17 protein-coding genes are annotated in these 20,918 nt (G+C 61.8%); 8 read left to right on the plus strand and 9 right to left on the minus strand.

Annotation, left to right across the window (positions count from 1 at the left end; translation table 11 throughout):
• Window positions 1-85: 85 nt before the first annotated feature.
• Window positions 86-1,531, minus strand: a complete 1,446-nt coding sequence (sbcB, locus tag ACJO3T_RS05075) for an exodeoxyribonuclease I (RefSeq protein WP_406977968.1) — start codon at window positions 1,529-1,531, stop codon at window positions 86-88.
• Between the two features lie 237 nt (window positions 1,532-1,768).
• Here sbcB and ACJO3T_RS05080 point away from each other — a divergent pair, with 237 nt between their 5' ends.
• Both ACJO3T_RS05080 and ACJO3T_RS05085 read left to right on the plus strand, forming a co-directional pair.
• A complete protein-coding gene (locus ACJO3T_RS05080; RefSeq protein ID WP_406977969.1) occupies window positions 1,769-2,785 on the plus strand; it encodes a response regulator in 1,017 nt (338 codons plus the stop codon).
• A 2-nt stretch (window positions 2,786-2,787) separates the two neighbouring features.
• Window positions 2,788-3,762 (plus strand): sensor domain-containing diguanylate cyclase, encoded by a 975-nt coding sequence (locus ACJO3T_RS05085; RefSeq protein WP_406962144.1) that lies wholly within the window; start codon window positions 2,788-2,790, stop codon window positions 3,760-3,762.
• Here ACJO3T_RS05085 and ACJO3T_RS05090 read toward each other — a convergent pair.
• The 5 genes from ACJO3T_RS05090 to ACJO3T_RS05110 all read right to left on the minus strand — a co-directional run bounded on the left by ACJO3T_RS05090 (window position 3,745) and on the right by ACJO3T_RS05110 (window position 9,799).
• The gene (locus ACJO3T_RS05090; protein ID WP_406977970.1) at window positions 3,745-4,845 is read right to left on the minus strand and encodes a tRNA-queuosine alpha-mannosyltransferase domain-containing protein; all 1,101 of its coding nucleotides are present in this window, start codon (window positions 4,843-4,845) and stop codon (window positions 3,745-3,747) included. The two genes, ACJO3T_RS05085 and ACJO3T_RS05090, sit on opposite strands and share 18 nt — an antisense overlap.
• A gap of 103 nt (window positions 4,846-4,948) precedes the next feature.
• Window positions 4,949-6,676, minus strand: a complete 1,728-nt coding sequence (locus ACJO3T_RS05095; protein ID WP_406977971.1) for an alpha-amylase family glycosyl hydrolase — start codon at window positions 6,674-6,676, stop codon at window positions 4,949-4,951.
• Window positions 6,673-7,896, minus strand: coding sequence for a glycosyltransferase family protein (locus tag ACJO3T_RS05100; protein WP_406962137.1), 1,224 nt, complete (start codon window positions 7,894-7,896; stop codon window positions 6,673-6,675). The genes ACJO3T_RS05095 and ACJO3T_RS05100 overlap by 4 nt, the downstream gene beginning before the upstream one ends.
• Before the next feature lie 164 nt (window positions 7,897-8,060).
• On the minus strand, window positions 8,061-8,867 hold the full coding sequence (locus tag ACJO3T_RS05105) for an HAD-IIB family hydrolase (RefSeq protein ID WP_406962135.1): 807 nt from the start codon (window positions 8,865-8,867) through the stop codon (window positions 8,061-8,063).
• A 5-nt stretch (window positions 8,868-8,872) separates the two neighbouring features.
• Window positions 8,873-9,799, minus strand: a complete 927-nt coding sequence (locus tag ACJO3T_RS05110; protein ID WP_406962134.1) for a hypothetical protein — start codon at window positions 9,797-9,799, stop codon at window positions 8,873-8,875.
• Between the two features lie 140 nt (window positions 9,800-9,939).
• Here ACJO3T_RS05110 and ACJO3T_RS05115 point away from each other — a divergent pair, with 140 nt between their 5' ends.
• Both ACJO3T_RS05115 and ACJO3T_RS05120 read left to right on the plus strand, forming a co-directional pair.
• Complete coding sequence (locus ACJO3T_RS05115) at window positions 9,940-11,400, plus strand: protein adenylyltransferase SelO (protein ID WP_406977972.1); 1,461 nt, start codon at window positions 9,940-9,942, stop codon at window positions 11,398-11,400.
• Between the two features lie 129 nt (window positions 11,401-11,529).
• Window positions 11,530-12,075 (plus strand): hypothetical protein, encoded by a 546-nt coding sequence (locus ACJO3T_RS05120; protein WP_406962130.1) that lies wholly within the window; start codon window positions 11,530-11,532, stop codon window positions 12,073-12,075.
• 96 nt (window positions 12,076-12,171) lie between these two features.
• Here the strand turns inward: ACJO3T_RS05120 and ACJO3T_RS05125 are convergent, their stop codons facing one another.
• Window positions 12,172-13,686, minus strand: a complete 1,515-nt coding sequence (locus ACJO3T_RS05125; protein ID WP_406962128.1) for a fumarate hydratase — start codon at window positions 13,684-13,686, stop codon at window positions 12,172-12,174.
• Window positions 13,687-13,915: 229 nt separating this feature from the next.
• On the opposite strand from ACJO3T_RS05125, the gene ACJO3T_RS05130 reads away from it, so the two are divergent.
• Window positions 13,916-14,689 (plus strand): enoyl-CoA hydratase, encoded by a 774-nt coding sequence (locus ACJO3T_RS05130; protein ID WP_406962127.1) that lies wholly within the window; start codon window positions 13,916-13,918, stop codon window positions 14,687-14,689.
• Window positions 14,690-14,786: 97 nt separating this feature from the next.
• On the opposite strand, the gene ACJO3T_RS05135 is transcribed toward ACJO3T_RS05130, so the two are convergent.
• On the minus strand, window positions 14,787-15,644 hold the full coding sequence (locus ACJO3T_RS05135; protein ID WP_406962126.1) for a tetratricopeptide repeat protein: 858 nt from the start codon (window positions 15,642-15,644) through the stop codon (window positions 14,787-14,789).
• A 1-nt stretch (window position 15,645) separates the two neighbouring features.
• The gene (locus ACJO3T_RS05140) at window positions 15,646-17,265 is read right to left on the minus strand and encodes a DNA recombination protein RmuC (protein WP_406977973.1); all 1,620 of its coding nucleotides are present in this window, start codon (window positions 17,263-17,265) and stop codon (window positions 15,646-15,648) included.
• Between the two features lie 274 nt (window positions 17,266-17,539).
• Here ACJO3T_RS05140 and ACJO3T_RS05145 point away from each other — a divergent pair, with 274 nt between their 5' ends.
• The 3 genes from ACJO3T_RS05145 to ACJO3T_RS05155 are packed head-to-tail and all read left to right on the plus strand — an operon-like array spanning window position 17,540 to window position 20,797.
• Window positions 17,540-18,325, plus strand: a complete 786-nt coding sequence (locus ACJO3T_RS05145; RefSeq protein ID WP_406962123.1) for an ATP-dependent zinc protease family protein — start codon at window positions 17,540-17,542, stop codon at window positions 18,323-18,325.
• Between the two features lie 10 nt (window positions 18,326-18,335).
• A complete protein-coding gene (locus ACJO3T_RS05150) occupies window positions 18,336-19,853 on the plus strand; it encodes an inactive transglutaminase family protein (protein ID WP_406962122.1) in 1,518 nt (505 codons plus the stop codon).
• Window positions 19,850-20,797: an alpha-L-glutamate ligase-like protein gene (locus ACJO3T_RS05155; RefSeq protein WP_406962119.1), complete on the plus strand. Its 948-nt coding sequence runs from the start codon at window positions 19,850-19,852 to the stop codon at window positions 20,795-20,797. The genes ACJO3T_RS05150 and ACJO3T_RS05155 overlap by 4 nt, the downstream gene beginning before the upstream one ends.
• Window positions 20,798-20,918 lie beyond the last annotated feature (121 nt).

Raw genomic sequence — 20,918 nt, forward strand, 5'->3', positions numbered from 1 at the left:
AGATTGGGGGGAACATCCCCTCTCCCCAGCCCCTCTCCCACCAGAGGAGAGGGGCTAGTAACGTTCAGCTCCCAATACCGGTCGATCAGAAGTACGGCATAATCGATTCGCCATAGAGGTGCAGATCCTCCAGGATTTGCATCTTCTCGGGTGTCATGGTCGGATCCTGGGCCAGTCCCTGCAACGCAACGCCAAATGCCTCCAGTGACAGCCAACCCTTGCCGGGCTCCATCAGGCGTTTCCGGCGAAAGCTTTCCCAGCGCTCACGCTCTTCATCAATCAACGTATCCGGGAAGTTTCGGGCACGGTAGCGGAACAGCATTTCCTGCAGACGCGGGTCATCGAACCGTTCATTCACCTCCACCAATTGCTCCGGGGGCTGGCTGATGATCCAGTTGAGCCGCTTACGGTCGGTGTCGCCGATAAAGCCGCCCGCATAGAGTTGCTCATCCGGGTCCGTCAGATCACTTTCCAGTTGCTTGCCAAACGCCTCGGCAATCTTCTGTGGAAGCCCCTCCGCTTCCCGCAGGATGGCCAGGTTCCGTCGCAGGGTGTCGCCGTCCAGTTCCAGTTCACCCAGGCGCTCCGGACTCAGACTCTTCAGCATGGTGCCCGGCGCCAGCACTGGGCACTTATTCACCTGCACTCCCTTTAGAGGAAAGCGGGTCACACCCTCCCCAAGCTCTGCCTGTGACGTAAACACCCGTTCACGAATTTCCTCTACACTGGCGTTAATCAGTTCCGAGGGATCTTCCCGCAGGTCATAGACAACCACCTGATTCCTGTTGGTGGGATGCTCCGCCACCGGCGCCACCATGGCGCAGCAACCCCGGCTGGCGGGGTATTTCGAGGACACATGAAACACGGGTTTCATTGTGGCGGTGTCCAGCATGGCCCGGGCGGAGTGCTTGTCCTTGTTGCTGAGGACGAAGTCGAACAGCTTCGGCTGTTTCTCCCGGATCAGCTTTGCCAGGGCAATGGTGGCTTCCACATCGGACATGGCATCGTGGGCCGCTTCATGGGCGATACCGTTGGCGGCGGTCAGTTCCTCCAGCCGGAAGCTGGGGCTGCCGTCCTCCTTTCGGGGCCATTCGATACCCTCCGGGCGCAGGGCATAGGTCAGGCGGACCATGTCGATGATGTCCCAGCGGGAATTGCCATTCTGCCACTCCCGGGCATAGGGATCCCGCAAGTTGCGATAGAGGGTGTGGCGGGTGACCTCATCGTCAAAGCGCAGGCTGTTATAGCCCACCGAACAGGTTCCCGGCTGGCTGAACGCCTCATTGATCCGCGCAATGAACTCCGCCTCCGGAAGCCCTTTCTCCAGGGCCTTCTGGGGCGTAATGCCGGTGATCAGGCAGGCCTCGGGGTTAGGCAGGTAGTCATCCGACGGCTTGCAATAGATGACCAGAGGGTCTTCGATGATATTGAGGTCGGCGTCGGTACGAACACCGGCAAACTGGGAAGGCCGGTCATGGATGGGGTCTGCGCCGAAGGTTTCGTAGTCATGCCAATAGAAAGAGCGAATCACGCCTGGGCTCCGGATTGTCCATTCGAAGCACGCAGTGTACCAGTTTCCCCGGAGGGACCTGTAACCGGGGCACGGGCCATTCCTGTTGCTGCCGAGGTTTTGCAGGCTTTAACGGTTGATCGGTTATCTGACGACCAATTGCCTGTATCATGGGCACATATTCCAGGCCGGTTCCGCCCATGGTCCGGGATCGGTCGGACAACCTTCATTCAGCCCTCGTGGCGAGCCTGATTTCCTATGCAAACCCGCATCCTCATCTGTGATGATTCGGCGATGGCCCGCAAGCAGATGGCCCGGGCACTGCCCCAGGACTGGAGCACCGAACTGCTCTACGCCGGCAATGGCCTCGAAGCGCTGGACCTGATTCGCCAGGGCCAGGCCGACCTGTTGCTGCTGGACCTGAACATGCCGGACATGGACGGCTACGAGGTGCTTGATGTGATCCGCCAGGAGGATCTGCCGGTGATGACCCTGGTGGTGTCCGGCGATATCCAGCCGGAAGCCCGTAAGCGGGTGATCTCCCAGGGCGCCATCGATTTCCTGAAGAAACCGGTCAAGCCTGCCCAGGTGGCGGAACTGCTGGAGCAGTTCGGGCTCTATCAGCCAAATCCGTTCGCCCCCCAGCCTGACCGCCAGGGAGCCGGCGACGCGGCCCCCTTCAGCGTTGGCCTGTCTGATTTCCTGCAGGAGGTGGCCAATGTCGCCATGGGCCAGGCCGCCGACCTGCTGGCGCGACTGCTGGACACCTTTGTCCGGCTGCCGGTACCGAAGATCACCACGGTCTACCGCAGCGAGCTGAGCATGGTGCTCACGGCATCGGCCCAGCAGCAGGACACCTACTCCGCCGTGTGCCAGGGCTTTACCGGTGCCGGCCTGGCTGGCGAGGCGTTGCTGTTGTTCTCGGACTCCAGCGTCAAGGACATGGCCCGGCTGCTTGGCTACGGAGATCCAGACGCCGAGACCGTGGAGGTGGAGGTGCTGATGGACATGTCCAGCATCCTGTTCGGGGCCTTCCTTCGGGGGGTCGGGGAACAGATGGACATACACCTGGGCCTCGGTCAGCCGATGGTACTGGGCCGCCACCGCCGGGTGGACCACCTGGTGGAACACCACAACCGGCGTCAGGAAAAACTGATGTGCGTGGAAATACCGTACCGGCTGGAGGGTTACGATATCCGCTGCGACCTGCTGGTGTTCCTCACCGAGGAATCCATCCACCAGCTTGAAACCAACCTGCCATTTCTGACGGGGTGATTATGGCCGACGAATCCGACGCTGCCGGCTACCATGCCCTGGTCACCCTGCTGGAATCCATCGAGGTGGGTCTGGTGGTGATTGACCTGGACTACCGGGTCAGGGTCTGGAACGGGTTCATGGAGAACCACAGTGGCGTGACCTCCAGCCGGATCCACGATCAGGTGCTGTTCGACCTGTTTCCGGAACTGCCCCGGAGCTGGCTGGAGCGCAAGGTGCGGTCCGTGGTCACCCTGAACACCCGGACCTTCACCTCCTGGGAACAACGCCCTTACCTCTTCCGGTTCCGCAATACCCGGCCCATCACCGGCACCGAGGAGTTCATGTTCCAGAACCTGACCATCAGCCCCCTGACCGGCCCCGATGGCAAGGTCACCCAGGTGTGCCTGATGGTCTACGACGTCACCGATGTGGCCGCAGGCCGTAAGGCCCTGGAACACGCCAATGCGCAGCTGGAACGCCTCAGCTCCACCGACCGGCTTACCGGCCTGCTTAACCGTGGCACCTGGGAGAACCTGCTGGACGCCGAGTTCGAGCGTTATCGGCGCTACGGTCACAACACGGTGCTGGCGATGTTCGATATCGACCATTTCAAGGCCATCAACGACACCCATGGCCACCTGATCGGCGACGAGGTCATCCGGGAGGTGGCCCGCATCACCCGGGACTCCCTGCGCCAGGCGGATCGCCCCGGACGCTATGGTGGCGAGGAATTCGGCATTATCCTGCCGGAAACCGATATCGACGGCGCCCTGACCATCTGCGAGCATATCCGTGAGACTATCGCCGGCCAGGACTTTGACACGGACAACGGCACGATCCGCTGTACCATCAGCATGGGGCTGGTCCAGCTTGATACTGGCCCGGACAACTATATGGCGTGGCTGCAACAGGCAGACAGTGCCCTCTACCAGGCCAAGAAAGGTGGCCGGAACCAGAGCGTGGTGGCGCCAGCCAGCCTAACGCAGAGGGGCTGACATCTCGTTGATGTGCCTTCGGTATTCCAGGACCAACCGGGAAAGCCGCCACCCGTCGGGGCTGACGGCCCGGGGTCGCTGATGCAGTAGGGTCTGCAGACAGTCAGCAGCGCCCGCTGCCTCGGCGGCGACGTCATCCTCCCGGCTTGGGTAGCATTGCGACGCCGGTACATATTCCGGGTAGGCAAGACGGTGAGGCGCCAGCGCCAGGCAGCCGGATGCCATAGCCTCCAGCATGGCCAGCCCCTGAAAGTCGTGGGTGGCGGTGCTGACCACAACATCGGCACTGGCCAGCAACCGGTCGTAGTCCTCTCGCCGGTCCTGGAATCCCCAGTGCACCAGGTACTCCCCGAATTCCTCCTGGATACGGTCAAAGGCCGGCGGCTGGCGGCGAAACTGCTCCCCTACCACACTCAGCCGGAAGGGCTGTTGCCGCCGCTTCAGTTCCCGCAACAGGTAGAGCAGGCGCTCCGGCCCCTTGTCGTACTCCCATCGGTGGTTCCACAGCAGGTGGGGACAGTCCAGGTCCGGCGGTGACGGCCTGGGCACAAACAGCCGGTCCTCAATGGGAACCGGCAATACGTGGGACTTCTCGCGGATGCTGTTGGTCATATCCGGCGGCAGCCGGTCCGGCATACGATCGATAAACCGGTAAGCGCCGTCCAGGAAACTGTCCCGGTTCCACGCACTGTTGAACAGCACCCGGTCCGCGGCCAGGGCACTGTAGAGGTTGACCATGGCAGGTTCGGCACTGGAGTGCTGGCGTCCGGAATCCGGGTAGGCAAACTGGTTCTCATGCATGTACAGCAGGACCGGCGTCCGGGCCAGATCCGGGTTCAGCCCCCGAAGCGTGGCCAGGTCCACCATGGAGGTGGCGATGATAAGGTCCCAGGATTCCTGCAGCAACGGCTCCCCGAGCCAGCTCAGGGGATTACCGCGAATCCGCCAGCGGAAGAACCGGGGCGGGAGTGCCAGCGTGTGCCAATCGCAGTCCGGCAGCGCCGTCATCAGCTGCTCGCGCCAGCGCCGATGGCTGCCAGCATCGTAGCCGGACAGCAGCAGGATGCGTTTTGGATCTGCCATAACCGGGCCTGTCTTTATCAGTCGCGCCCCAGTGTATTCATCCTGGCATTAAATGTCCCGCCCCGAACGACGCATCACCCCGGAGTCATCCATTGGCCAACGCCTACTGGTTAGACAGCCAAACAGCCTGGTAGGGCTTCAGGGTCAGGCATCCGGACAGGTCGTCAATACGCTCGCCATCGATCAGGTCATGCCACTGGTCGGTTCCGATCAGGTTGATATCCGCCAGGGACACCTGCTGCACCTCGTCGGTGATATTGTGGATGCAGAAGATGGACTGGTCCCGCCGCATACTCTGCCGCCAGAAACCGAAGATCTTCAGCCCCAGGTGCAGGGTGAACTGGGTGGCGTTGGGGTGAAATGCCGGCTGACTCCGCCGTATGTGGATCAGCCGACTCAGTTCGGTGAACACCTTGCCATGATGACTCAGCGGGTTATCCAGCTCATTCTCCAGGGCATCCAGCTGCCACTGCCCCCGGTTGATGGAGCGCAGGCGCCCGGTATGTTCCATGCGGGCATGGTCGTTGCCGGTACCCAGCAGGCTGTGGATGTAAAAGGCGGGAATACCCTCCAGGGCCAGCATGATGGTATGGGCACACAGGAAACGTTGCAGTTGCCACTGGTCCGGGCCGTGCTCCTCGGTGCCCTTGAGGGCGTCCCACAAGGAGATATTGATCTCATAGGGCTGGCTGTCGCCATTGCCCAGGCGTCGGTAGGATACCTTGCCACCAAACGTCTCCATGCAGCGGATCAACGCCTGCTTTTCCTCGTCGGTCAACAAGCCGTCCGTGGGTCGCATCCCTACCCCGTCATGGGACGCAATGAAGTTCAGGTACGTGGTGCCCATCTGGGCCGGCGGCATGCTCATCAGCCAGGTTTTCAGGTGACGGCTGTTACCGCTGACCAGGGTGTTGATCAGCAGCGGCGGCAACGAGAAGTTATAGATGACATGGGCCTCGTTGGCGTTGCCGAAATAGGTCAGGTTCTCCCGGTTGGGTACGTTGGTCTCGGTGATCAGGATGGCATCCGGAGTGTGGTGTTCCACCAGCAGGCGGATAATCTTGATCAGCTCATGGGTCTGCTGCAGGTGGATACAGGAGGTCCCCGGTTCCTTCCACAGATAGGCCACCGCATCCAGGCGAAAGATGCGCACACCCTGCTCCAGGTAGAAGCGGATAATTCCCACGAACTCGATCAGCACCTGGGGATTGGCAAAGTTCAGGTCCACCTGGTCTTCACTGAAGGTGCACCAGACATGGCGTTCTCCATCCTCCGTCTGGAACGGGACCAGCAGGGGCGAGGTACGGGGACGAACCACGTCGCTGAGGTCCTGCCCCGTGTCCGCCTCGACGAAGTAGTCGCTGCCCGGATGCTGCCGCCGCCGGAAGTTCTCGAACCAGCGGCTGCGGGCGGACATGTGGTTGATCACCAGGTCGACCATCAGCTTGTAGCCGGAGCCGATGGCCCGGATATCGTCCCAGTCCCCCAGGGACTCGTTCACCTGGCGGTAATCCATCACCGAGAAGCCATCATCTGAGCTGTACGGAAAGAAAGGCAGCACGTGCACCGCATTGACAGTGCCCTTGAGGCAATCGTCCAGGAACCGCTTCAGCGTGTGCAACGGCTTCTCGCCGTCGGCCTGGACCGAATCCCCGTAGGTAATCAGCAGGATGTCAGACTCATCCCAGTTGTTCTGGTGAGCGGGCGGCCCGGGGCGATCCTCCTCCAGGGCCATCGCATCCAGCAGTTCCCGGGCGAGCCAGCCGGTGTCCAGGGCGGGATAGACCTGGTCCAGCATGCCGGTCAGTTTCTGTATCAGTACATCGGTCATGGCGCGTATTCCTGGTTATCCAGTTCCACCGCCTCCGCCATTTCCGACATCAGGTCCGGCAACGCGCTGACCACACGACTCCAACTGGGAATGAATGGCGCATCCATGGGGTTGTCCAGGAAATAGTTGCCCGCCTCCATCACGTTACGGGCGAACATCTCCACCGCTTGCTCCTCGCTGTGACGGTCGATGGTAAGGCCGTTGATCAGGGCATCGTTCTGATAGGTCTCGATAAAGTCCAGGGCGATACGGTAGTAGGTGGCCTTGATGGTGCGGAATTCCTCGGTGGACAGCACCTCGCCATTGGTGGCCAGCTTGCGGAAAAGGGCCTTGCAGATATCCATGCTCATCTTGGACAACCCCGTGCTGGCGTCTTCCGGCGACAACTCCTGGTGCTTGTGGTCGTAGTTGTCGGCGATATCCACCTGGCACAGGCGGTTGGTGGCGTAGTTGCGCCTCATCTCGGACAGTACGCCGATCTCCAGCCCCCAGTCGCTGGGAATGCGCAGGTCGCTGATCACGTCCCGGCGCAGGGAAAACTCCCCCGCCAGGGGATAACGAAAGCTGTCCATGTAGTCCAGGAATTCCCGCTGGCCACACACTTTCTTCAGGGCGCGCAGCAACGGAGTGACCAGCAGGCGACTGACCCGGCCATTCATGCTCCCTTCCGCCACACGGGCGTAGTATCCCTTGCAGAACATGTAGTTAAATGCCGGATTGGCCACCGGGTAAATCAGCCGTGCCAGCAGGTCACGGGAATAGGTGAGGATGTCGCAGTCATGGAGGGCGATGGAGCGGCTACGGCCGGCGGCCAGTACGTAGCCGAAGCAGTACCAGACATTACGGCCCTTGCCCATCTCGGAGGGAGCCAGCCCCTGCTCCCGCAGTTTGAGGTCAATGGCCCGCAGGCGGGGACCGTCGTTCCACAGTACCTTGACCTTCTGGGGCAACTCCGAGAAATACTCCATGGCGTGCCGGTACTCGCCCTCACTGGCCCGGTCCAGCCCGATCACAATTTCCTCCAGGTAGGGCACGGCCTTGAGTTCCTGCACGATATTGGCCAGGGCCGGTCCCTGCAATTCCGAATAGAGGGACGGTAATACCAGCGCCATGGGGCGGGTCTTGCTGAACCTGACCAGCTCCTGCTCCAGGTCCTCCACCGGGCGTCGGGTCAGGTTATGAAGGGTGGTGACAATACCGTTCTGGTAAAAATCCCCCATTGGGACTCTCCTTGTGGTTTCGGGTACCTGGTGCGCCATTCAGTTAATTTACCAACTTACTGCGCGACGCTGGGGTCTCTGGCCAAGGCGCCAGTCCGCCGGTGTGGTGGGCCCACATCAAGGGCTGGCAATACCGGCCAGAGGCCCCAGCGTCGTGTAGTAGGCTAGCGGTAGCCGAATCGGGAGAGCACCTCCAATACACTCCGGTTCCAGCCCGAGGGGCCGGGCTCCGTGGAACGGATGACCGGATGCCCCTCGGGCAGTTCGATACGACCGGCGTTGACGCCTGCAATGATGACTGCAAGGTCCGCGCCAGCGAGCATGTCCTGGTCGTTCAGGCTGTCTCCCAGGGCCACGGACTGACAGGATCTCTCCGGCGACCGGGCCCGGTACCGGTTCATCAGTTGCCGCAGGCCATCCGCCTTGTCGAACCGTCCCATGACATGCAGGAAACGCCCTCCCTGGAGGAGTTGCAGGCCCCGTTCGGCCAGACGCTCACGGAAGGCCCGAAGCCTTTCGGAGGTGTCCTGCCACAGGATGGGTTCGGTCCCTATCCTCTCCCCGGCCATGACGGCTGCCTCGCCGCCCAGGCCGGTCAACCGGGCCAGTTCCGATGGCGGCAGGTCCGCAAAACCCGTAAAGCGGTACCCCCGGGCCCTTTGAGAAGCCAGTTCCTCCAGGATGCTCGCCCGCGGCGCACCGGTGGTGATCACCTCTTCCGGCCCGTTACCGAAGTAGCCCGCCGGAATCACCATACCGGCGCCATTTTCGACAATAAACGGGTGCGTATTGCCCAGTTCCCTGCGCAGGGCCTCAATTTCCGGTCGGGTCTTGCTGGAGTTGAGCACGAGTGGCAGGTCCAGGTCCGCCAGGCGCCGGAGGGCTGGGCGGGCGGGCTGCCAGTCGTAGGTGTCATGGTCCAGCAGGGTGCCATCCAGGTCGCTGAAAAAGATCGGTCGGGGCTGGTCCATGCCTCTTATGCCCGTGTCAGATTGTGGTCTTCGTCCAGCTCCAGCAGGACATCCGCCCTGTCGGGCATCTCGTCCAGGCAGTGCCGGGTGATCCGCTCGTAGTGCATAATGAAGCGTTCCAGTTCCTGGTCGCCCATGATGCGTACTTCCGGTGCAGGCCGACCGCCATCCTCGCCCACTCGTGGTGCACTCAGGTATCGCTCGGCCAGCTTGCGCTCCTGTTCCGTGCGCCAGCGTGTCACCGCCTCCATGGAAGGGGCCTTGAGCATCACCAGCAGGTCCAGACGGTCAAAGAAGGCCTGGTACGGTCCCCGCAACTGATCGTTGACGTAGGTGCGCCAACCGCCGCCGCTATCCTCGTTCGCCTCCAGTGCATTCATGGGCCTGGCCAGCGCTGCTTCGGGCTCTGGAAGGGCGCCCAGACACCAGCCCTCCACCAGGATAATCTCGGGGCGGCCAATGAACAGCGGCCAGTTCTCTTCCGGTTCGCGGTCATCCAGGGCCTTGTTGAACGTCGGCATGGCGGTCCGCGACCCGGCATTCGCCGCCAGCAACCTATCCAGCACACTGTTGCCCAGCGTCAGGTCGTGGGTGCCGGGCACACCCCGGGTCATCAGCAGCGGATCCACCTCATCCGCCAGCTTTGCCCTCTGCTCACGGGTGCAGTAGATGTCATCCAGTGACAGGCTGGCCGTGGGACACTTGTAGCGGTAAGCCAGCAGAACCCGCAGGAAATCCGTCAGGGTGGACTTGCCGGTACCCTGCGCCCCATGGACCCCCACCACCAGGGGTGTGTCCGCATGCCTGCTGGCCTGATAAAGTGACAGAGCCAGGGGCTCGAGTACATCGTTCACCGTGCGCCGGTAGGCCGGTGGCAACTGGTGCTGGTTCATCAGGACTTCGAGGGCGTCATCGGTGTCGGTGTTCGGCATGGCGTTCACTCCAGCTCCTTGGTTCCACAGGGCCCGTGCAGGTTCCATACCACCGCCGTGCCCTGCCCCGGTACATCTACCTGATACCAGTATAGGAGCAGAACGGCCCCCGGCCAGAAGGTACCGTCGGCCAATCCCTTATGACTTCCTTTGACGGCATAAAGACCCGACCACGCTATCTGGAGTTACCGGACACCTTCTTCAGTCACGTCCGGCCAACGCCGTTGCGGGGCGATGTGCGACTGGTGCATTTCAACGAGGAACTGGCCCGGGAGATAGGTGTGTCCGTGGACGCACCAGAGGACTGGGTCGATATCGGGGCCGGCCGTGCCCTGCTGGAAGGCATGAACCCGGTCGCCATGAAGTACACCGGCCACCAGTTCGGTATGTACAATCCAGACCTGGGGGATGGCCGTGGGCTGCTGCTGTGGGAAACCGAAGGCCCGGACGGCCGTATCCGGGACTGGCACCTGAAGGGGGCCGGCCAGACGCCCTACTCCCGCTTCGGCGACGGCCGGGCCGTGCTGCGCTCCACCATCCGGGAGTACCTGTGTGGTGAAGCCATGCACCACCTGGGCATCCCCTCCACCCGGGGCCTGTTCCTGGTTTCCGCCACCGAACCGGTACGCCGGGAAACCATGGAAACCGCCGCCGCCCTGGTGAGGGTGGCGGACACCCATATCCGCTTCGGACACTTTGAGTACGCCGCCCATCACCTGGGCCCGGAGGCGGTCAGGACCCTGGCGGACCATACCATTCGTCACCATATCCCCGGCCTGGCGGCTTTACCGGAAACCCAACGCTATCCGGCCTTCTTCGCCGAGGTGGTCCGGCGTACCGCCCGCACCATTGCCCAGTGGCAGGGTGTGGGGTTCTGTCACGGGGTGATGAACTCCGACAACATGTCCATCATTGGTGATACCTTCGACTACGGCCCCTACGCCTTCCTGGACGATTTCGACGCCCGCTATATCTGCAACCACACCGACCAGGGTGGTCGCTATGCCTACAACCGGCAACCGGAAATCGGCTTCATCAACTGCCAGTTCCTGGCCCATGCACTGACACCGTTGCTGGACGAGGACGACCTGCGTCGGGGGATGCGGGAGTACGAGACCACCTATAACGAGACCTTCATCAATCTGATGCGCCGGAAGCTGGGGCTGGCCAAGCCTGACGAGAATGACATGAACCTGATCATGGATACCTACAGCATGCTCCATGAACACGGCATCGACTACACCCGCTTCTTCCGCGGCCTGTCGACTCTGCCATCACGGGGGCCCGACCCGGTCAGGGACCTGTTCGTGGACCGGACGGTTGCCGATGACTGGCTGGGGCGCTACCGCACCCGGGTGGCATCAGAACCGCAATCACCGGAAGAGCGGGAAGCAGCCATGTGCCAGGTCAACCCGAAGTACATCCTGCGGAACTATCTGGCCCAGAACGTCATTGACGCCGCTCAGGCTGGCGATGATGCTCCCCTGGCAGAGTTGCTGGAGGTACTCAGGCATCCCTACGACGAACAGCCAGAGTTCGAACACTACGCCACCCTGCCACCGGATTGGGGCAAGCACATGGATATCAGTTGCTCGTCCTGATCGCGATTACATCTAAGGGCTATGTGGTTATCACCAACCCTTCTCAGCCGTTCATTTAATAACCAGACAAACCCACTAGAATAGGAAATGCAATCATTTGGAAGTTGTCCCAACCGAGGAGGACAGGCCATGAAACGATTGTTCTATCTGGTGGATTCCATCGACAGTGTCGATGAGATCTCCGACGACGTGCATGCCAACGGCATCACCGACTGGCGCTTCCACATTATCAGCAAGGATGAGGCGGGGCTTTACCGGCACCACCTGCACACCGCCAGTGTGCTGGACCGTACCGACCTGCCTCGGTTCGTGGAGCGGGGCGTCCTGATCGGCGCTGTGGCCGGCGTCCTGGTGGTCGGAGTCCTGTCCCTGATCGTGGGGCTGAACTTTCCCATGGGTGCCTGGATCGCCCTCTTCGCCTTCGCGGTGGTCGCCGGCGGCTGGCTGGCCGGCTTTGGCGGCATCCAGAGCGAGAATTACCGCATCCGTCGTTTCCATGACGATATCGAGGCGGGAAAGTACCTGGTGATGGTGGACGTGCCGCACCAGGATGAAGAGGAGATGAAACGCCTGATGAGTGTTCGTCACCCGGAGGCTGTGCTCCAGGGCGAAGACAGCAGCTTCAACAATCCGTTTGCGGGGCTATCGCTGCACAGGAAGGCCAAGGTCCACTAGTAATCCGGTCTCCCTCTCACCCGGAAGGTGAGAGGGAGACCGGAACACATCAGTCTAATCACCCTCTCACCCTGGCGGGAAGGGAGGGTATATGCCCTACACCGCCTTCGCGGCGATGATTTTCTCTTGCCATTCCGCCGGGCCGGTCTGGTGGACCGAGCTGCCCCGGGAGTCCACGGCCACGGTCACGGGCATGTCCTCCACTTCGAACTCGTAGATGGCTTCCATGCCCAGTTCCGGGAAGGCCACCACCTCGGCGTTCTTGATGGCCTTGGAGACCAGGTAGGCGGAACCACCAACCGCCATCAGGTAGACCGCACCAAACTCGCGAATGGCGTCGATGGCCACCTGACCACGCTCCGCCTTGCCGATCATGCCGGTGAGGCCGGTCTTCTCCAGCATGGTGTGGGTGAACTTGTCCATGCGCGTGGCGGTGGTGGGACCAGCAGGACCAACCACTTCCTCACGTACCGGGTCCACCGGACCCACGTAGTAGATGAAGCGACCCTTCAGGTCCACCGGCAGTTCCTCACCCTTGCCGATCATGTCCACCATTTTCTTGTGGGCGGCATCACGACCGGTAAGCATCTTGCCGGACAGCAGCACGGTTTCGCCGGGCTGCCAGTCCTTCACATCTTCCGGAGTGACCGTATCCAGGTTCACCCGGCGCACGTTATCGCCCACTTCCCAGGTGATTTCCGGCCAGTCTTCGAGGCTCGGCGGGGTCTGCAGGGAGGGACCGGAGCCATCCAGCACGAAGTGCGCGTGACGGGTGGCGGCGCAGTTGGGAATGATGGCCACGGGCTTGTTGGCGGCGTGAGTCGGATAATCCTTCACTTTCACATCCAGCACCGTGGTCAGGCCGCCCAGGCCCTGGGCGCCAATGCCCAGGTCATTGACCTTGTCGAAAAGCTCCAGGCGCAGTTCCTCCGCCCGGTTGGAGGCGCCACGTTCCTTCAGGTCGTGGATATCGATGGGATCGAGCAGGGATTCCTTGGCCAGCTCCATGGCCTTCTCGGCGGTACCGCCAATGCCGATACCCAGCATGCCCGGCGGGCACCAGCCGGCGCCCATCTGGGGCACCATCTTCAGCACCCAGTCCACCACCGAGTCGGACGGGTTCAGCATGGCGAACTTGGACTTGGCTTCGGAACCACCGCCCTTGGCCGCCACGTGCACTTCAACGGTGTCGCCGGGCACCATCTTATAGTGAATGACGGCGGGGGTGTTGTCCTTGGTGTTGCTGCGCGCGCCATCCGGGTCAGCCAGTACCGATGCCCGCAGCACGTTGTCCGGATGGGTGTAGGCACGGCGCACGCCCTCGTTGATAACATCGTCCAGGGGCTGGTCGCACTCCAGCTTCACGTTCATGCCGATATTGACGAACACGGTGACGATACCGGTGTCCTGGCAGATGGGACGGTGACCCTGGGCGCACATGCGGGAGTTGATCAGGATCTGCGCCATGGCATCCTTGGCCGCCTGGGACTCTTCCCTCTGGTAGGCCTCGTGCACGGCCTGGATAAAGTCCTTGGGATGGTAGTAGGAGATGAACTGCAGCGCGTCCGCTACGCTCTCGATCAGGTCGTCCTGGCGGATTACGGTGGTCATAGGCGTCTCATCAGTTTTCGGGTTATTCGGTTGGAGGGCTGGTGGATGCCGCCGGGAGGCGACCGCCCCGCAAAAAACGGCGCCCAGTTTACCAGCAGGGTCGGATTTTATACAGACTGGCAGCGGACAGCGCCAACCTTTGCATCCCGTCGCCGTTATGGGGTTTAATCCCGGATCACGACGAAAGTCGTAGTCCCGGTGCCCATCAGAACAACGTAAAGGAGCCCTCGTGAGCGAACACATTTCCGTAGATATCCAGGACAAGATCCAGGTCCTCCGACTCAACCGCCCTGACCGCAAGAACGCCCTCAGCCAGGCCATGTACGCCGCCCTGGCGGACGCCATCCAGAACGCCGAGAACGACAGCAATATCCGCTGCACGCTGATCACTGGTAATGAGGAATGCTTTACGGCGGGCAACGACCTGTCTGACTTCGCTGCCGGCCCCGTGGGCGAGTTCGAATCTTCCCCGGTTGGGCGTTTCCTGTTCGGGCTGGCCTCGGCCGAGAAACCGGTGGTGGCGGCCGTCAATGGCCCCGCGGTGGGCATCGGCACCACCATGCTGCTGCACTGCGACCTGGTGTTCGCCGGCAATAACACCGCGTTCCAGATGCCTTTCGCCAACCTCGGGCTCTGTCCGGAAGGCGGCTCCAGCCTGCTGTTGCCCACCTGGCTCGGCCGGGTACGTGCGGCGGAACTGTTAATGCTGGGTGGCGTCTTCGATGCGCCCAAGGCCAGTGACATGGGGCTGATCAACCGGGTATGCGAACCGGCGGACACCGAGGCACAGGCCCTGCAGGCCTGCCGTCAACTGGCAGCCCAGCCGCCAGCGGCCGTCCGTGCCACCCGCCGCCTGCTCAACCGTAGCTGCGCGTCCGGGCTCCGTGACGCGATGCTGGCCGAAGGTGAGATGTTTGGTGAGCGCCTGAAGTCACCGGAAGCCGGCGAGGCCTTCAAAGCGTTCATGGAGAAGCGCAAGCCGGACTTTTCCTCGTTCTCCTGAGGTAACCGGACCAAAAGGCGCCGGTACCCATAACGTATAATACGTCACGGGTACCGGCGTCTTTTTTGCCTTGACCACACTGGCCTGTGATTCGGTTTCAGGAATTACCGGATGGCTTCTGCATCTGGCGAATCAGGCTGCTCAGGGTGTTTGCCAGGGCTTCAACCTGGTCCCGGTCGCTTCCCAGCCTCAGCAGGCGGGAACCGTCCCTGGGATCATAGATCCAGCAGGACTCGGTGGCATTCTCGCAACTCCATTCCACCAATGGACTGATGCCATAAACCGGCAGGATCAGCGTTGTGAGCTTGCGGACGCCATCCTCGCCATTGCGGCTTTCACGGAACTGGATCTCGCCATCGTGCACCGATGCGTGATAATGAACGTCCGGTTTGCTTCCTTCCCGGATCAGACGCGGATCCCGGCGCCAGCCGGCCCGATCGAAGATCCGGTTCATACGACCCACCAGCGCGGACCGGCTGACATCCCCGGAGGCGGCTGACTGCCCACTTCCCAGGGACTGCCCCGCAGGCGTGATCTCGGCCACCTGTTCCTGCCCGGCATCGCCGGCACTCGCCGAACCGGCCTGTCCGGACCGGTTCTGTTCGATATCGGTAATCAGCTTGAGCGATTCGGTGTAGTACTTGCCATCGGCACCGGTACCGGCGACATAGTTCTCCAGGGCCGACATGGCCTCATTGTAGTGTCCGGACTGGGCCATCACCTGCCCCCGGTAGTACAGGTACTCCGGCGGTTTCTCTCCTTCCAGCCGTTGCAGGCGGTTCAGGTATTCCGCCGCCTGGCCCCATTGCCCGGTCTCGACAGATTCTTCCACGGCCAGCATCAAGCGCTGAATTTCGTGTTCCGCCGGCAACGCCAGCGCAGTACCGGATATCATCAGGCCCGCCGCCAGGACCAGTCCCGCCAGTGGGCTGGCCTGCCTGGTACCTGAAGGCAACTTATTCCTTGAGTACATCATCGCTTTCCTCGTCTGTGCCTGCCTGTTCGGTGCTTCCGTCGGCGTCCAGCGGGAGCCCGTCGTCAACATCATTCTCTCCGCCGGCCTCCGCCTGGTCGGTGATGGTCCGCGGCAGCTCCTTCTTCACCCTCACCCCCAGCTCCACGAACTTGCTGGCCTGGGAGATCAGGTTGCCACGGCCACGGGTCAGGGTATTCATGGCGCCGTCATAGGTGGTCTGCACCGTCTGCAGTTGCCCGCCCATCTTTTCCATGGCCTCCACGAACACCCGCAGCTTGTCGTACACGGCGCTGGCACGATCGGCAATCTTGCGGGCATTCTGGCTCTGGCGTTCGTACCGCCAGATGTTCTCGATAGTCCGCAGTGTCGCCAAAAGTGTCGTTGGCGTCACTACGATAATCTTTTTCTCGAACGCTTCCGCGAACAGGTTCTCGTCATACTGGAATGCCGCCACGAATGCCGGTTCGATGGGCATGAACAGCAGGACGAAATCCGGTGAATGCAGCCCATGCAACTGGCTGTAGTCCTTCTCGCTGAGACCCCGGATATGCTGTCGCACGGCGTCTACATGGGCCCTCAGGTGGTTCTCCTTTTCCCCCTCATCTTCCTCCGTCACCCATTGCTGGTAGGCCACCAGCGACACCTTGGAATCGACGATCAGGTTACGGCGGTCCGGCAGGTGTACCACCACGTCCGGCCTCAGGAGTTGTCCGTCGGCGTCCCGGTAGCTGCCCTGGGTGTCGTACTCCACGCCCTTGCGCAGGCCGGATTTTTCCAGCACCCGCTCCAGGATCAGTTCACCCCAGTTGCCCTGGATCTTCTTGTCCCCCTTCAGGGCCCGGGTCAGGTTGGCCGCCTCTTCGGTGATCTGGCGGTTCAGGTCCTGCAGCGACTTGATCTCACTGCGCAGGGCCTGGCGGTCCTTGGTCTCGCTGGTATAGACGTCCTCCACCCGCTTGCGGAAGTCCTGTATCTGGTCCCGGAACGGATTGAGCAGGTTGTCCAGGCTGGTGCGGGTCTGCTGACTGAAGCGCTCGCTCTTCTGTTCAAAGATACGATTGGCGAGATTTTCAAATTCCTGCTTGAGGGCTTCCCGGTTGCGCTCCAGCAGTTCCAGCTTCTCGGTGGTGGACCTGCGTTCCTCCTCCAGGGTCACATCCCGCTCCCTCAGCGTCACCCGGACAGACTCCAGCTCCCGCGCCAGTTCTTCCCGGCGGCTTTGGAGCTGGTCCCTCTCCTGTGCGATCCCTTCGGCCCTGGAGTGTTCAGCCTGCTTTTCCGCTTCCAGGGTGGCTACACGCTGTTCCAGGGTGGACGCCTGGGTGCGCCAGTGTTCGTTGCGTTCGTCCAGCTCCCTGACGCGGGCCTCCAGGGAGTCGGCGTGGTCGGTAACCTGCTCCAGGCGCTGCTGCCGCAGTTCGTTTTCATGCCGGTGGGCAGCCAGCTCCCGCTCCAGCTCCTGGCACCGGGCCTGCCCGGCGGTCAACCGGCTGGCAAGTACCCGCCCCCAACCTAGCGATACAATGATCAGCACAATAAGTACAACACCGATTGCCAGCACAACGGGTTGATCGATAATCTGCTGCCACAACGGATTCAATGCGTCAGTCTCCCGCAGTCGTTTGATGGGTGTTCCGCCAGGCCGTTTCTCAAACCAGCCAGGCAGGGCACGACCGGTTTTCAGTAGGCTCGATTTATCAGTACTATACGCGAATTCTGGAGCGCTGTGGCTGAACGCCATCATCGGAAGCCGGCAGGCTCCCGGGACCGGACTTGTACGGGGCCCTTGGCGTCGTCAACGTGAAGTTACCGTAAACCCGAGCGAGGGACCGTTCATGTATAATCCGCGCGACCTGGACAGTCAGAGGGATCCCATGTTGTCGACATCCAAACCGCTTGCTGCGGCCCTTCTTGCCACGGTGGTGCTGCTTTCCGGCTGCGCCACCGACTCCGTTTCCGTCAAGCGTTATGAGATGCAGGGGTTGCAGGATGCCGTCGCCAGCCAACAGGCTGACCTGACCCACCTCAAGGTCACCGGTGACCGGCACTTTCAGGAGCTGAAAGAGCTCCAAGATGACACTACCCGCGAAATCATCGACACCATCCGGCAACAGGTCGAGCCCCCCACCTGCCCCCCTGTCCCCAAGCAGCGCATCTGCGCCGCCGAAGAATCCCGTGACACCGGCACCAGTGACCGGGTAAAAGGCAAGCTGGTGGTCGGCGAGGTGGAAAAGGCGTTCCTGGTCGGACCCAACTTCGTCTACGATGCGCGCATCGACAGCGGTGCCGAAACCTCGTCCATGGATGCACGGAATGTGCGCCGGTTCGAGCGTGATGGCCAGGAATGGGTCCGGTTCGATATCCCCGTTCCCGGCAAGGACGACGAACTGGAAACCCTTGAACGCAAGGTGGTGCGCAATGTCCGGATCATCCAGGCCAACGAGGAAGACTATGAGCGTCGGGCCGTGGTGGAGCTGCAGTTCCGAATCGGCGACCATGAGCAGAAGGCCGAATTTACCCTAAGCGACCGGGCACACCTCACCTATTCCCTGTTGATCGGACGCAATATCCTGCGGGATGTGATGCTGATTGACGTGGGCAAGGAGTACAGCACCGAGCTGCCCCGCTCCATCCTGACCAGCGCCATTCGCCGCGACTGAGGGCCCCGAGTTGAAACTGCACTCCCGCTATCCCTTCTACATCGCCATTTTCGTGCTCATCGCCGGAGGCATTGCCCTGGCGACGGCCCGACACGTTCAGTTGGGGATTCCCTGGCTGGCCGGGGAACAGCAGCCCGTGTGGATGGTGGAAGCCCGCATCGATTTCAAGGCCGTGGGCGAGGAAGTGCTGGTCAGCCTGAACGTGCCGGACAGTCCACCCGGTTTCCGCGTGCTATCGCAACAGGCGGCCTCCCCCGGCTACGGCTTCTCCCTGATTGAAGAATCCGGCGACCTGCGGGCCGAGTGGAGCATCCGCGAAGCGGAGGGCCCCCAGACCCTGTACTTCAACGTCCAGTTGACCCCGGATGAGTCCAGCCACGTCCCGCCATCCTCCGAAGCACCGGCCCCGGAAGCCGTGTTCTGGGAAGAGCCGGAAGCCACCGCAGTGGCCGAAGTGCTGGAGCGGGCCGCCGCCAAATCCGCCAGCCCGGAAAGCATGACCCGGGAACTGATCAAGCTGATGCAGTCCAGCGACCCGGACCAGAACATTGCCCTGCTGCTCAACAGCGACAACCATGTCACCCTGTTGCATCGCATGCTCAACCATGCCGGCATTCCCGCCCGGGTGGCGGATGGCCTCCAACTGGAGGATGCCCGGCGCCTGCAGCCCCTGCGCCCCTTCCTCCAGATACACAATGGCGAGCGCTGGCTGACCTTCCACCCGGAAACCGGACAGCAGGGTCTGCCCGACAATGTCCTGCTGTGGCGTCAGGATGCCTTGTCACTGCTGGATGTAATGGGCGGGGAGGACTCCCAGGTCAGCTTCTCCATGTTGCAACAGACCGTTCCTGCGCTTCAGCTGGCCACCCGTGAAGGTGGGCAGAACGGGCTGGGACTGGTCAGCCTGTACGAGCTGCCCATCGAGGAACAGGGCATGTTTCGCATGCTGCTGCTGTTGCCGTTGGGGGCCCTGGTGGTGGCCTTCATGCGCATTATTATCGGCGTCCGCACCTCCGGCACCTTCATGCCGGTGCTGATTGCCGTCGCCTTTGTGCAGACCTCCCTGGTTCCCGGCCTGGTGGCGTTCCTGTCGGTGGTTACCGTGGGTCTGTTGCTGCGGGGGTATCTGTCCAGCCTCAACCTGCTGTTGGTATCCCGGATCTCGGCCCTGATCATACTGGTCATCGCCATCACCACCGGCATCAGCATCATCGGCTACCAGATGGGCTTCAACACCGGCATGACGGTCACCTTCTTCCCCATGGTGATCCTGGCGTGGACCATTGAACGCATGTCCATCCTGTGGGAGGAAGACGGCGCCCGGGAGGTGCTGATACAGGGGTCCGGCAGCCTGTTTGTGGCGGTCCTGGCCTACCTGCTGATGGATGCCCCGCTGGCCCGTCACCTGACGTTCAACTTCCCCGAACTGCACCTGGCGACCTTCGGACTGGTGCTGCTGATGGGTCAGTACACCGGCTACAAGCTCAGTGAACTGAAACGGTTCCGACCAGTGAAGGAGTTCTCATGAGTTCCTGGATATCGCCCTTCCGGCTCCGCAAGGCCGGTATCCTGGGAATGAACGAACGCAACGTTTCCTATATCGCCCGATATAACGACCGCAGAGCCTATCCGCTGGTGGACGACAAGCTGAAAACCAAGCTGCTGGCGGAAGAGTTCGACATCAAGACGCCAAGATTGCGTCAGGTGGTGCGCCAGCAGCACGAAATCGGTCATTTCAGTGACATGGCGGTCGACCTGGAAGGTTTTGCCATCAAGCCATCCAAGGGGTCCGGCGGCAAGGGCATTACCGTTGTCCAGCGTCGGGAGGGCGAGCAGTACGTCAAGGCCTCGGGCGCACATCTGTCCCTGGAGTACCTCAAGCGCCACCTTAGCAACATCCTGGCCGGGCTCTACAGCCTGGGCGGTAAACCGGATGTCGCCATCGTGGAAGACCTGGTCCGCCCGACCGCGCTGCTATCGAAGTATTCCTACCAGGGCGTGCCGGATATCCGCATCGTGGTGTTCCAGGGTTACCCGGTGATGGCCATGGTACGGCTGTCCACCTCGGCGTCCGATGGCAAGGCCAACCTCCATCAGGGCGCTGTCGGGGTCGGACTGGATATTGGCACAGGGCAGGCGCTCAATGCCGTCCAGTTCAACCGGAAAACCCTGCTTCACCCGGACACCGGCCTGCCCATGAGCGAGATCCAGATCGACGACTGGGACACCATGCTGATCATGGCCGCCCGCTGTTACGAGGCCACCGGCCTTGGCTACATTGGCGTGGACCTGGTGCTGGACGAGACCGAAGGCCCCTTGCTGCTGGAACTCAATGCCCGCCCGGGCCTGACCATCCAGATGGCCAACGGCAAGGGGTTGCTGCCACGCCTGCAGAATATCGAATCCCTGAAACGCCCCCACTTTACCCCGGAGAAACGGGCCGCCTACGCCATGACCACCTTTGGCGCCTGAGTCTGCCGCACTATTACGACAGTCCACGGATTTACACCACCTTCCCGGGTAACCTGACCAGTCGTTCCTGGCCTTCTGCCATACTTCAGGCACAAAAAAACCGGAGCCGAAGCTCCGGTTT

Source organism: Marinobacter shunpengi (assembly GCF_045449715.1).
Lineage (GTDB): Bacteria > Pseudomonadota > Gammaproteobacteria > Pseudomonadales > Oleiphilaceae > Marinobacter.